General features: G+C 71.5%; 7 protein-coding genes. 6 read left to right on the top strand and 1 reads right to left on the bottom strand.

Annotation, left to right across the window (positions count from 1 at the left end; translation table 11 throughout):
- Positions 1–160: 160 nt before the first annotated feature.
- The 5 genes from ASG51_RS08435 (at position 161) to ASG51_RS08415 (ending at position 5,275) form a co-directional block, all read left to right on the top strand.
- Complete coding sequence (locus tag ASG51_RS08435) at positions 161–1,255, top strand: OpgC domain-containing protein (protein WP_056354653.1); 1,095 nt, start codon at positions 161–163, stop codon at positions 1,253–1,255.
- Positions 1,219–2,178, top strand: a complete 960-nt coding sequence (locus ASG51_RS08430) for a GDSL-type esterase/lipase family protein (protein ID WP_056380226.1) — start codon at positions 1,219–1,221, stop codon at positions 2,176–2,178. The genes ASG51_RS08435 and ASG51_RS08430 overlap by 37 nt, the downstream gene beginning before the upstream one ends.
- Before the next feature lie 129 nt (positions 2,179–2,307).
- The gene (locus tag ASG51_RS08425) at positions 2,308–3,618 is read left to right on the top strand and encodes an oligosaccharide flippase family protein (RefSeq protein WP_244480098.1); all 1,311 of its coding nucleotides are present in this window, start codon (positions 2,308–2,310) and stop codon (positions 3,616–3,618) included.
- A complete protein-coding gene (locus ASG51_RS08420; protein ID WP_056380221.1) occupies positions 3,615–4,766 on the top strand; it encodes a GNAT family N-acetyltransferase in 1,152 nt (383 codons plus the stop codon). The genes ASG51_RS08425 and ASG51_RS08420 overlap by 4 nt, the downstream gene beginning before the upstream one ends.
- Before the next feature lie 89 nt (positions 4,767–4,855).
- The gene (locus ASG51_RS08415) at positions 4,856–5,275 is read left to right on the top strand and encodes an FKBP-type peptidyl-prolyl cis-trans isomerase (protein ID WP_056216539.1); all 420 of its coding nucleotides are present in this window, start codon (positions 4,856–4,858) and stop codon (positions 5,273–5,275) included.
- 51 nt (positions 5,276–5,326) lie between these two features.
- Here ASG51_RS08415 and ASG51_RS08410 read toward each other — a convergent pair whose 3' ends face one another.
- Positions 5,327–6,403 carry a PAS domain-containing protein gene (locus tag ASG51_RS08410; RefSeq protein ID WP_056380220.1) on the bottom strand — a complete coding sequence of 359 codons (1,077 nt, stop codon included), beginning with the start codon at positions 6,401–6,403 and terminating at the stop codon, positions 5,327–5,329.
- Between the two features lie 1,132 nt (positions 6,404–7,535).
- On the opposite strand from ASG51_RS08410, the gene ASG51_RS08405 reads away from it, so the two are divergent.
- The gene (locus tag ASG51_RS08405; RefSeq protein ID WP_056380259.1) at positions 7,536–12,401 is read left to right on the top strand and encodes an NAD-glutamate dehydrogenase; all 4,866 of its coding nucleotides are present in this window, start codon (positions 7,536–7,538) and stop codon (positions 12,399–12,401) included.
- Positions 12,402–12,404 lie beyond the last annotated feature (3 nt).

The raw sequence follows: 12,404 nt of genomic DNA, 5'->3' as shown, positions 1-12,404 counted from the left end.
CCCTCCGTGCAGGACGAGTTCGGCCTCCGGTCATCGCCGCCGAAGGTTGCCCTTTGCAGAACCGCGAGGGCACCGTATCAGGGCCGGCCCTTGCCGCGCGGCCGCGAGATACTGCCCGCCTCGCATCTGTCCTTTCGAGCTACCGGAGTGCGGAGCCCCGATGCGCGAACCGAACGCGGTGGATTTCTGGCGGGGGCTGGCCCTCGTCACGATCTTCGTGAATCACATTCCCGGCAACACTTTCGAGCGCTACACCTATTCGCAGTACAGCATCTCAGATGCCGCTGAGCTGTTCGTCTTCCTAGCCGGCTGGTCGATCGGAATCGCCACGCGCAATCGTGATGGGAGCCCCGAGCCGCGGCTGAAGACCGTGCTGCGGCTGATGTCGCGCACCATCGAAGTCTACCGCGCTCAGATCACCACGATGGCCCTCGCCCTTGGCATGATTGCCGGCACGGCCCTGGTGCTCGATAACCCGTTGCTGCTCGAATGGCACAATGCTGGAGGCTTCTTCGCCGATCCGATCCAAACCATGGTCGGCTTCGTGCTGTTGACGCACCAACTGGGCTTCTTCAACATCCTGCCGCTCTACGTCGTGCTCCTCGGCATCGCACCCGTCTTCGTGCTGATCGGGCGCGTGAGCCGGAGCGCTGCCCTCCTCTTGTCCTTCGCGCTCTATGCCTCAAGCCTGGTGTTCGAGTGGAACCTGCCGTCCTGGCCGGGGGAGGGCGATTGGTTCTTCGATCCGCTGTGCTGGCAGCTTCTCCTCGTTCTCGGCTTCATCATGCAGGACTGGAGTCGGACCTCCCCCTGGCTGAAGCGCTGGTCGCGTCGGCTCGTCCCGGTGGGAGTGGTCATCGTTCTCACCGGTATCGTCCTGTCGGTGCTCGATCTCAGGCCGGATCCCCTCCTCGTTCCCGATCCACGCCTCGTCTTCACCTTTGACAAGACCTACTTGTCCCCGGCGCGGGTGATCCACTTCCTCGGCGTTCTCCTCGCCTTCCAAACGCTCTACGGATTCCTCGCCCCGCGACTCGGATGGATCACGCCCTTCCTCGCCAGTCTGGGGCGAAATTCGCTGGCGGTCTTCTCTGTCGGCTCACTGCTCAGCCTGGCCGCGCAACTCATACGGTTCTGGGCCGGCGGCGGTGTCGTTGTTGACGTTTTCGTCGTAGGGTCTGGCCTGTTCGCACTGGGTTTCACCGCATGGTTCGTCGAATGGCGCTCCCGAAAGCCGCGGGTCTCCTCGCCTTGAGCCTGGCCCTCCTCAGCCCCCTCGGCGGAGGCAGCGCCCGGGCGCAGGCGCCGGCGCCCCATCAAGAGCCCGCGAAGGTGGGAGGTCCGCCGCCGACCGTGGTGTCGCCTCCGAGCGTCGCCGCCGGTCAGGGGCCGGATGCAGAGGCCGTCGACGTGACCCTCTCGCCGGAATGCCGGGTGCCGGGCTCGAAGCTCTATACCCTGGCCCGCCTCGGCGCGGTGAAGGCGGCCCTCAAGGAAAAACGCCCGGTCCGCGTGCTCGCCATCGGCGCCTCGACGATGGGACTCGGGTCCTCCGCCACGTATCCGGTCAAGCTGGAGACCGCCCTCGAGCGCTCCCTACCGGATGTCGACGTGGTCGTGGAGAGCCGGGGCTTGCAAGGTGAGATCGCGTCGGGGGCAGGCGAGCGCCTGCGCAGCATGGTTGCGGAAGTGGAGCCCGACCTCGTCATCTGGCAGGTCGGCTCCCACGATGCCCTCGCCCGGGTCGATCTTGATGCCTTCGGCACGGCCCTCGACGAGACCGTTCAATGGATCAAGGGGCATGAGATCGACGTCGTACTGGTCAGCCCGGTCTATACCGCGAGTCTCGCCTCGGACGACTATTACACCAGCCTCGTGCGCAAGGTGCAGGAGGTCGCCCTGCGGGAGGGCGTGCCCCTGGTGCAGCGCTACGAAGCGATGCGCTACCTCGCTCGCCGCAACGACAAGGGCGAGGGACATCTCCTGGGCAGCCAGTTTCGACTGAACGATCTCGGTCTGCGCTGCATGGCCGAGCACGTCACCCGCGCGATCACCCTGTCGCTGCTCCAGCCGGATCCGGCCTCGACGGGCAGCGCCGGGCGACCCGCCCTGACGTTGGCGCCGCCGAAGGAATCCGCTGGGACCAAGCTACCAGCGACGGCGCCCGCCGGGCCCTGAACCAAAGCCTTAACCGCTCGGCTTAACCGCGCCGCAATGGCGTAGGCCCTACACCGGTGTCGATCGGGCGGGGGCCATTCGGTGAGCACAGCGACGGATAGGATCGGAGCCGCCGGCGCGTGGAGCGCGTTGACGCGTCTGCGCGGTGGTGCCGCCGGGGCGGCGATCCACGTCTTCGCGATCCGCATCGGCGCCGCCGGCTTCGCCTATTTCGGGCAGGTGCTGATGGCGCGCCTGATGGGCGGCACCGAGTACGGAATCTTCGCAGCGATCTGGGTTTGGATCGCGATCCTCGGTCATTCGGCCACCCTCGGCCTGTCGCAGGGCGCCTGCCGGTTCATTCCGGCGGATCAGGCCCGGGGCGACCTGGCTGCCGTCCGCGCCTACCTTGTCGGCGGCACGACCGTGACCCTGGCGAGCGCAATGGCCGTCGCCCTCGGGGGGCTTGCCCTGGTCTGGGTCGAAGGCTCCCTGCTGGAGGGGCCCTATGCCGCCCCGCTCTTCGTGGCGGCGTTGGTGCTGCCGCTCTTCGCGCTTCAGGATTACTGCGAGGGCGTGGCCCGCGGTCAGAACTGGGCCGTGCTCGCCATCGCGCCCCCGTACCTGCTTCGGCAGGGTCTGATCATGGCTGCCATGCTGGCCGCGGTGGGATTCGGCGCCCCGGCGGAGGCGCGCGTCGCTGTCCTGTGCACCCTCGTGGCGACCGGGATCGCGGTGTCGATCCAGGCGGCCCTGCTGCTGCGGCGCCTTCAGGCGATCCTGCCCACCGGACCGCGCCGCTATGCCTGGCGGCGCTGGTTCCGCGCCTGCCTGCCGATCGCGGGCAGCGACCTCGCCACGTCCGCTTCGAGCTTCATCGACGTCGTCGTGCTGAGCCTGCTCGCCCCATCGGCCACGGTGGGGCTGTACTTCGCCGCGACGCGGATCCAGCAATTCGTGGTCTTCGTCCATTTCGCCGCCACCGCCGCCACGGCGCAACGCTTCACCGCAGCCCATGCGGCCGGGGATCGGGGGCGGCTCGCCAATCTGATCGCCCTGCAGGCGCGTCTCACCCTCGCGGCCACCACGCTCATCGGGATCGCCGTCCTTGCGGCCGCGCCCCTCCTGTTAGGCCTGTTCGGCTCCGAATTCCGGGACAGCCTGCCCATCCTCGCCGTCCTCGTTGCCGGGAGTGTCGCCGCCAGCGCCTTCGGTCCGGGTGAGGACCTGCTCAACATGCTCGGCGGAGAGCGCCTGGCCGCCGGCGTCGCCGTCGGCATCCTGGGTCTGGCCGGCGGCCTCTGCCTCATACTGGTCCCGGTGTTCGGGGTGATCGGCGCCGCCCTGGCGATGGCGCTCGCGACCGTGGTCCGAGCCGCCGCCATGGCCTGGGCGGCCCATGCGGTGCATGGCCTGGTCACGCCGGTCCGGATCGGTCTGTTCGGGAGACGGGGTCGATGAGTGCCGCTCACGCCCGGCGGGTTGCGCCGGCCTATACCCACGCGATCACGTCGCTCGCGTCTCTCGGGCGGGAGGCGGCGGCTTGGGACGACCTTTCGGTCCGGGCGGGGAGGGCGCATCCCTTCTTCGGTCGGCACGTGATGCAGGCCCATCTGGCGAGCGGCCTGGCGTCCCCGGACATGGGCGTCGTCGTCGTGCACGGGCCGGAGCGCCTGGAGGCGGTTCTGCCGTTTCGCCGCTCCTACGATATCTGCGGACTCGGACGATCCGTGCTGCTGCCGTTCGCGTCGCCCTTCATCACCGCGTCCGCGCCGCTGGTGGCAGAGGGCCCGGACAGGTCCGCGATCCTGGCGGCCCTGGTCGAGGGCCTTGCCGCCGCTTCCGGCGGACGGGCGTGGCGCTGGCCGCTGCTCTCGGTCGAGGCGGCACCGGGCCGCGACCTGATGGCCGCGATGGCGGAGGCCGGCTGGGATCTCGGCGAGGTGGCGCGGTTCGCCCGTCCAGTCCTCGACAGGCGCCCCGATCACGCCGCCTTCCTCGACGGGCATCCGCATCCCTCGCGGCTCAAGGATCTGCGACGCCGGCAGCGCCGCCTCGCCGAGGGCGGTGTGGTGAGCCTTCAGACCGTGACGCAGGGACCGGCTCTCGCCCGGGCGGTGGAGGGTTTCCTCGACGTCGAGACCGCCGGATGGAAGGGAGCCGCCGGCACCGCCATGGCCTGCCGCCCGGCGCATGCCGCCTTCGCCCGCGCGCTGTTCCGGGCCGAGGGAGGCCCCGTGGGCATCCGGGCCGACACCCTGAGCCGGGATGGGACGACCCTGGCCGTCAGCCTCGCCCTGGTGGCGGGCGGGACCGCCTACCTCTTGAAGACCGCCTATGACGAGACCGCCCGCGCCTTCGCGCCGGGCCTCGTCCTGGAGGCCGAGATCGTGCGGGCGCTGCATGCGGAGGGGTTCGCCGACCGCCTCGATTCCGCGACCCTGGCCGGTTCGGCCCTGGAGAGCCTCTACCGCGAGCGCGACACCGTCGCGGAGATCGTCGCCGTGCCGGAGAGGGCGCGCGGGCTGATCGGGCTGGAGCGGCGCCTCCGCCTCGCCCGCTTCGAGGAGACGGCCCGGGGCGAGGCGCGGCGGCTGCTTCGGCGCTGAGGGCGCGGGGCTCGGCGCAGAGCGGGGATTGTGACGTCCTGGCGAGTCCGTGCTACTGCGCCGCCTCGGCATGCCAGATAGGACCTACCATGCGCCGTCCCCTCTATGCCCTCACCGGAGCCTTGATCCTCGCCATGACTGCATCCGCATCCGCCGAGACCGTCACCACCCCCTCGGGCCTCCAGTACCGTGACGAGGTCGTGGGCACCGGCCCCGAGCCGAAGGCCGGCCAGAAGGTCAGCGTCCACTACACGGGCTGGCTCGACGACGGTGGCAAGCCGGGCAAGAAGTTCGATTCCTCGCGGGATCGCGGCACGCCCTTCACCTTCACCCTCGGCGCCGGGCAGGTCATCGCCGGCTGGGACACGGGCGTCGCCACGATGAAGGTCGGCGGCAAGCGCACGCTGATCATCCCGCCCGACCAGGGCTACGGCCCGCGCGGCGCCGGCGGCGTGATCCCGCCCAACGCGACCCTGATCTTCGACGTCGAGCTTCTCGGCGCCCGCTAGTATACCACGCCGGTCGCGTCGAGGTCGCGCGACCGGCGGCCCCGCGCCGCCTCAGGCGGCGGTGTCGGGTCGGGACTCCGGGTGCGCCTCGGGCGCGACCGGCCGGTAGACCAGGCCGACCTCGCCGGACAGGCGCGCGACGAAGGTGATGCCGGCGGCCTCCAGCGCGTTCCGGATGGCGGCGCGCGTCCGCGGCCGCAGCACGGCGCCCCCGCTCTCCTCGAATCGCTTGATGCTGGAGCCCGAGACCTCCGCGGCCGCCGCGAGGTCCGGGATCGACCAGTTGAGCATCGCCCGGGCGCTCCGGATCAGCGGCCCGGACATGTCGGCCAGCGCCAGGGCCGGGGGCTGGGTCATCATGCTGGCCGTGCTGGTCATGTCGATGACGAGGCCGATCCATTCCCGGACCGAGCGGTCGGGGTTGAGCACCGGGACGGCCCGGCTGCTGACCCAGCGGTAATGCCCGTCGGCGCGGCGCAGGCGGTAATTGGCTTCGTAGGGTTCGTGCCGGCGGAAGGCCGTCGCCCAGGCGCTGGCCGCGCGCTCCCGGTCCTCGGGATGGATCGCCGAGAGCCAGCCGCCGGCATGCCACTCCTCCGGGGTCTGACCCGTCAGGGCGCACCAGCTCGGGGATGGTTGACGGACCCCGTCCGGGCTCATCAGCCAGACCACGGCCGCGATCGCCTGGACGAGGCCCTCGTAGCGCGCCTGATTGCGCAGGACCGATTGCGTGGTCTCGTGCCGGCTGGTGACGTCCAGGATCAGGCCGTCGGCCCGCACCGGACGGGCATCCGTCCCCAGCACCACGTTCCCCCTGAACTCGACCCAGCGCACGGTCCGATCCGGCCGAACGATCCGAAAGCCGCGATCGACCGGGATCCCGGTGCGCAGCGCGGCCGAGACCTCGTCGAAGATCGGGCTGTCCTCGGGATGGACCAGGGCGCGCAGCGCCTCCATCCGGGTGGTCTGCTGCGACAGGCCGGTGAGCCGCACGACGCCGTCCGACAGCGAGAGCACGCCCGAGCGGAGGTCGATGGACCAGAGCCCGATCTGGGCCAGCTCCTCGACCAGCCGGAGAATCTGGGCCAGCGAGGCGGGAACGGGCTGGCGCGGCTCCTCCCTCGGCACGGAAATTCCGGAACGGATCACACCCGCGGAAAACAAAGAATCATCTCTCATGACGATGTAAGGGCAGGCACGCGTTGCCCGAACCGGGCCGGATTATGAGACGCCATCGCTGCAAGTCCAGTTAAAAGCCTGGGCGCTACATTAAAATTCATTCACAATAGCTCTCAGATGCTTCCAATCCTAGGATGCGCTGCCGCGTCCAGGGGGGCGATCCCGGGGCGGACCGTCGCCTCGGGGCGACGCGCCCCGCGCGGGCCAAAGGTCCCGCGCGGTCGGGAACTGCGTCTCGATCGCCCGGCGATCGGGGGATCTGATGGCCGCCGGACCCTTCTCCGATCGGCGCCGGCACGGTCGTGGGTCCTGCACTGGTTCTCGCCGGCACAAGGTCCGGCGTTTGCCCTCGACCGGCGTCGGAGACCCTGCGGCGGCTTCGGCGCACGGGCGGATGGCACCGCAGACGGACGCTGCGCCGGTCGGTGAGGCGGGCGCCCGCTGAAGGGGGCAGGACTTCTCTCCTCGGGTGGCCGCTGGCTTACAGTGGTTCCGGGCCTCTGCAGACAGATGATCGAGGGATGTGCCTGAAATTGACGCGTATCCAAAACTGAAAACCCCTAATTAAACCCTGAGTTGTCTTCAAGTCTTCGTGATGAGATACGAGCAGAGGATGAAAATAGCGCGAACGGATACGGTCGATCATTGACGAGCGGCTTCCCGAACGCCTTCCCGTACCCCGTTTCGGATCGAGCCGGCCGGCCTGCCCTCGCTCTTGGCAGGGCTGCGTCGGCCGCCCGGGGGCGGCACCCGCGCCGCGCGGTGCCCGCAAAGCCTGACATCGACCGCCGGTCGTAGCGGCCCGCGCCCGATCCGGCCGTCCGGCCCTGGAAAGACGGGGAGCCCGATGCTCAAGTGAGGGCGCGGCGGCCATCGCGAGCGAATCGCGGGCCAGCGAAGAGATCGGCGACCCAGCGATGCGATCCAGCCACCGTCCCTCCGCCCCCTGCCGCCCGACGGGCCATCCCCGCCCGATCGCCGCGACGACCTGCCCGGATCGAACTGGGCCGGATCGAACTGGCCCTGATCGGGCCCCCCCGGGATCGATCGCGTCGACGCCCCCCGCAAGGACACGATGACCATGGCACTGGAACGGAACGCCGCCCTGTCCAGCCCCGAGGCCCGGGGGGCCCGCACGGACCTTCTCGGCGCCGCGGCCGACCGGGTCGTGGCGCAGGGCGGCCCCGGCGGCTTCGTCACCGACCTGTTCGGGCGCGTGCCGCCCGAGGACCTCGCGCCCTACACGGCGCAGGATCTCGCCGACCTCGCCCTGGCGGCCCGGGGGCGACTGGCCGAGCCCCGGCACCCGGGCGCACCCGCCAACCTGTCCGTCAGCGACCGCGCCGTCCTGCGCGACGGCCGCACCCGCGACCTGACCATCGTCGAGGTCGTCAACGACAACCGTCCGTTCCTGCTCGATTCCGCCCTGGCCGAGCTGACGGAGCAGGGGCTGGCCCCCCACCTCGTCGCCCACCCGATCCTCGGCGTCGAACGCGACGGGGCGGGCGCCCTGGTCCGGGTGGTGGGGGAGACCACCGCCGACACCCAGGCCGGCTTCGCGCGGGAGAGTTTCATCCACATCCACCTCGACCGGCTCGATGCCGGCGAGGCCCGCACCCGCCTCGTCGAGGGCCTGGCCCGCGTGTTCCACGACGTCGCCCTGGCCACCGACGACCAGGACGCCATGACCGCTCGCCTGGCCGGCCTCGCGGAGGCCTATGCCCACGCCCCGCCGCCCCTGTCGGCGGCCGAGGTGGCGGAGGCGCGGGCCTTTCTCGCCTGGCTCGGCGCGGGGCACTTCACCCTGCTCGGCCTGCGCGAGCACAGCCTCTCCGGGGCGGAGCATGCCCTGGTGGAGGGCTCGGGCCTCGGCCTGCTGCGCGATCCGGGGGTGGCGGTGCTGCGGCGCGGCGGCGCCCTCGTGGACATGACGCCCGAGATCCGCGCCTTCCTCGAGGGGCCGCAGGCCCTCATCATCACCAAGGCCAGCGCCAAGTCCCGGGTCCACCGGGCCGCCCATCTCGACTACATCGCCTGCAAGCTGTTCGGCGCGGACGGCAGCCTCACCGGCGAGGTCGGCATCGTCGGCCTGTTCAACGCGAGCGCCTACACCCTGCCGACCCGCGAGATCCCCTACCTGCGCGAGACCGTGGCGCAGGTGGCGATGCGCGCGGGCCTCGATCCCACGAGCCATGCGGGGCGCGGCCTCCTCGACGTGCTGGAGACCTACCCGCGCGACGACCTGTTCCAGATCGACGCCGACCGGCTCTACCGCTTCAGCCTCGCCATCGCCCATCTCGCCGACCGGCCGCGCCTGCGGGTGCTCTCGCGGCCCGACCGCTTCGGCCGCTTCGTCTCGCTCCTCGTCTACGTGCCCAAGGACCGCTACGATTCCACCGTGCGGGCGCGGATCGGCGCCTACCTCGCCGGCGAATACGGCGGCCGGGTCTCGGCGGCCTACCCGTACTTCCCCGACGGGCCGCTCGCCCGCACCCACTTCATCATCGGCCTGCCCGAATCCGGTGCGCCCGAGCGCGACCCCGCCGCCCTGGAGGCCGGCATCGCCGCCCTGGTGCGCACCTGGGGCGACGAATTGCGGGTGGCCCTTTCCGGGACCCTGGACGGCCCGGAGGCCCGCGCCCTGGCGGCCCGCTACGGCGAGGCCTTCTCCGCGGCCTATCGCGAGAGCTTCGCCCCGCGCGTGGCCATCGCCGACATCATGACCGTGGAGCGCCTCAGCCCCGCGCGGCCCCGGGCGGCCGATATCGGCCGGCGCGCCGCCGACCCGGACTCGCAGATCCGTCTCAAGGTGTTCTCGCGGGGCGCCTCGCTCTCCCTGTCCGAGCGGGTGCCGGTGCTGGAGAACCTCGGATTCCGGGTCATCAACGAGCGGACCTACCGCATCCTGCCCCCCGGCGCCGACGAGGCCGGTCGGGTCTGGCTGCACGACATGCTGCTGGAGCGCGCCACGGGGGCGGCCATCGACCTCGGCCGCCTCGAGATCCTGCTGGAGGAGGCCCTGCTGGCGCTGGGCACGGGGCTGGCCGAATCCGACGGCTACAACCGCCTCGTGCTGGAGGCCGAGCTGCCCTGGCGCGACGTCGCCCTGCTGCGCGCCCTCGGCCGCTACCTGCGCCAGCTCCGCATCCGCTACGGCCAGGACTACCTCGCCGCCACCCTCAGCGCCCATCCGGGCGTGGCCCGCGCCCTGGTCGCCCTGTTCCGGGCCCGGTTCGACCCCGCCGCCGCCGGCGACCGGGAGGCGGCCCAGGGCGCGATCCGCGCCGGGATCGAGACGGACCTCGCCGCCGTGACCAGCCTCGACGAGGACCGCATCCTGCGCCGCTTCGTCAACCTGATCGAGGCCGCCCTGCGGACCAACTTCTTCCAGGTCGCCCCGGGCGGCGGGCGGCGCGAGGCCATCGCCTTCAAGTTCGCCTGCGCCAAGGTCGCCGGCATGCCGCTGCCGCGCCCGGTCTTCGAGATCTTCGTCTATGCGCCGCGCGTCGAGGGCGTGCACCTGCGCTTCGGCTACGTCGCCCGCGGCGGCCTGCGCTGGTCCGACCGGCCGGAGGATTTCCGCACGGAGGTCCTCGGCCTGGTGAAGGCCCAGCAGGTGAAGAACGCCGTGATCGTGCCGGTGGGCGCCAAGGGCGGCTTCTTCCCCAAGCGCCTGCCGCCGGCCTCGGACCGGCAGGCCTGGATGGCCGAGGGCACCGAGAGCTACCGGATCTTCATCCGGACCTTGCTCGAACTCACCGACAACATCGTCGGCGACGCCATCGTGCCGCCGGCCGACACGGTGCGGCACGATCCCGACGACGCCTACCTGGTGGTGGCCGCCGACAAGGGCACTGCCACCTTCTCGGACATCGCCAACGCCCTCTCGGCGGAGCGCGGCCACTGGCTCGGCGACGCCTTCGCCTCGGGCGGCAGCCAGGGCTACGACCACAAGGGCATGGGCATCACGGCCCGCGGCGCCTGGGAGGCGGTGAAGCGCCACTTCCTCGAGATGGACATCGACACCCAGAGCGACCCGATCACGGTGGCGGGCGTGGGCGACATGTCGGGCGACGTCTTCGGCAACGGCATGCTGCTGTCGCGCTCTCTGCGCCTCGTGGCGGCCTTCGACCACCGCGACATCTTCCTCGACCCGAACCCCGACGCCGCCGCGAGCTTTGCCGAGCGCCGCCGCCTGTTCGATCTCGGGCGCTCCTCCTGGCGCGACTACGACACCGGCCTGATCTCGCCCGGCGGCGGCGTCTATGCCCGCAGCCTGAAGACCATCCCGGTCTCCCCCGAGATCCGGGCGGTGCTCGGGCTCGCGCAGGACGCGGCGACCCCGGCGGAGCTGATGCAGGCGATCCTGAAGGCGCCGGTGGACCTGCTCTGGTTCGGCGGCATCGGCACCTATATCCGCGCCACCGCCGAATCCGACGAGGAGGCCGGCGACCGGGCCAACGACGCGGTGCGCATCACCGGGGCGATGGTCCGGGCCAAGGTCATCGGCGAGGGCGCCAACCTGGGGGCGACCCAGCGCGGGCGCATCGAGGCGGCCCGCAACGGGGTGCGCCTCAACACCGACGCCATCGACAACTCCGCCGGGGTGAACACCTCCGACGTGGAGGTGAACATCAAGATCGCCCTGATGACCCCGGAGCGCGACGGCCGCCTCGACGGGCAAGCCCGCAGCGCCCTCCTGGTGGCGATGACCGACGAGGTCGCCGCCCTGGTGCTGCGCAACAACCAGCTCCAGACCCTGGCGCTCTCGCTGGCCCAGCACCGGGGCCTGCCCGAGACGGGCTTCGCCATGCGGACGATGCAGGCCCTCGAGGCGGAAGGGCGCCTCGACCGCGGCGTGGAGCTGCTGCCGGACGATGCCGCCATCGCGGAGCGGATGCGCAAGGGGGAGGGGCTGACCCGGCCCGAATACGCGGTGCTCCTCGCCTACGCCAAGCTCGCCCTCTACGACGCGCTCCTGGCGAGCCCGGCCCCGAACGACCCCTATTTCGACCGGGAGCTGCAGCGCTACTTCCCCGCGGCGCTCCGCCAGCACTTCCCCGACGCGGTCAACGGCCACCGCCTGCGCCGGGAGATCATCAGCACCGCCCTCTCTAACATCATCGTCAACCGCGGCGGGCCCTCCCTCGTCACCCGCCTCGTGGAGGAGACCGGCGCCGATGCGAGCGCCATCGCCAAGGCCTACGCCATCACCCGCGACGCCTATGGCCTGATGGAGCTGAACCTCGCCATCGACGGGCTGGCCGGCGCCATCGGCGGTCAGGCACAGATCGCCCTCTACGCCGAGGTGCAGGACCTGCTCGTGGGCCGGATCGTCTGGTTCCTGCGCAACCTCGACCTCTCGGGCAGCGTCGCGCCCCTCGTGGCCCGCTACCGCGAGGGCATCAGCGCCCTGCAGGCGGCCCTGCCGGAGGTGATGGGGGAGGCGGTGAACGGGCAGCGCGCCGCGCGCGAGGCCGAACTCGTCGGGTTCGGCATGGCCGAGGCGCCGGCCCGGCGCCTCGCGGCGCTCACCGCCCTGACCTCGGCCCCCGACATCGTGCGGATCGCCGAGACCGGCGGCGGCGCGATCCCCGAGATCGCCGCGACCCACTTCGCCCTGGACCGGGCCCTCCGGCTCTCGGACCTCGCGGCGGCGGCCCGGGAGGTCGCCACCGGCGACACCTACGACCGCATCGCCCTGGAGCGGGCCGTCTCCACCATCGCCATCGCGCATCGCCAGCTCACCGCCGAGGTCGTCGGCACGGTGGGCGCCGGCCCCGAGGCGGTGGCGGCCTGGAGCCGGAGCCGCGGCGCCGCCCTCGACCATGCCCGCGCCACCCTGGCGGCCGTGACGGCCTCGGGGCTCACGGTCTCCAAGGCGACGGTGGCGGCGAGCCTGCTGGCCGATCTGGCGCGTCCCAAGGGCGCTGCGCCCCAGGGCTGATCC

This window comes from Methylobacterium sp. Leaf465, from assembly GCF_001424705.1.
Classification (GTDB): Bacteria; Pseudomonadota; Alphaproteobacteria; order Rhizobiales; family Beijerinckiaceae; genus Methylobacterium.
Note: the sequence above shows the minus strand (reverse complement) of the source record. Positions and strands in the feature narration are given on the sequence as shown.

Excerpts from the sequence above, each read along its gene's own strand:
- ASG51_RS08435 (WP_056354653.1), top strand. The coding sequence starts at position 161 with ATGCGCGAACCGAACGCGGTGGATTTCTGGCGGGGGCTGGCCCTCGTC.
- ASG51_RS08430 (WP_056380226.1), top strand. The coding sequence starts at position 1,219 with ATGGCGCTCCCGAAAGCCGCGGGTCTCCTCGCCTTGAGCCTGGCCCTC.
- ASG51_RS08420 (WP_056380221.1), top strand. The coding sequence starts at position 3,615 with ATGAGTGCCGCTCACGCCCGGCGGGTTGCGCCGGCCTATACCCACGCG.
- ASG51_RS08415 (WP_056216539.1), top strand. The coding sequence starts at position 4,856 with ATGCGCCGTCCCCTCTATGCCCTCACCGGAGCCTTGATCCTCGCCATG.
- ASG51_RS08405 (WP_056380259.1), top strand. The coding sequence starts at position 7,536 with ATGGCACTGGAACGGAACGCCGCCCTGTCCAGCCCCGAGGCCCGGGGG.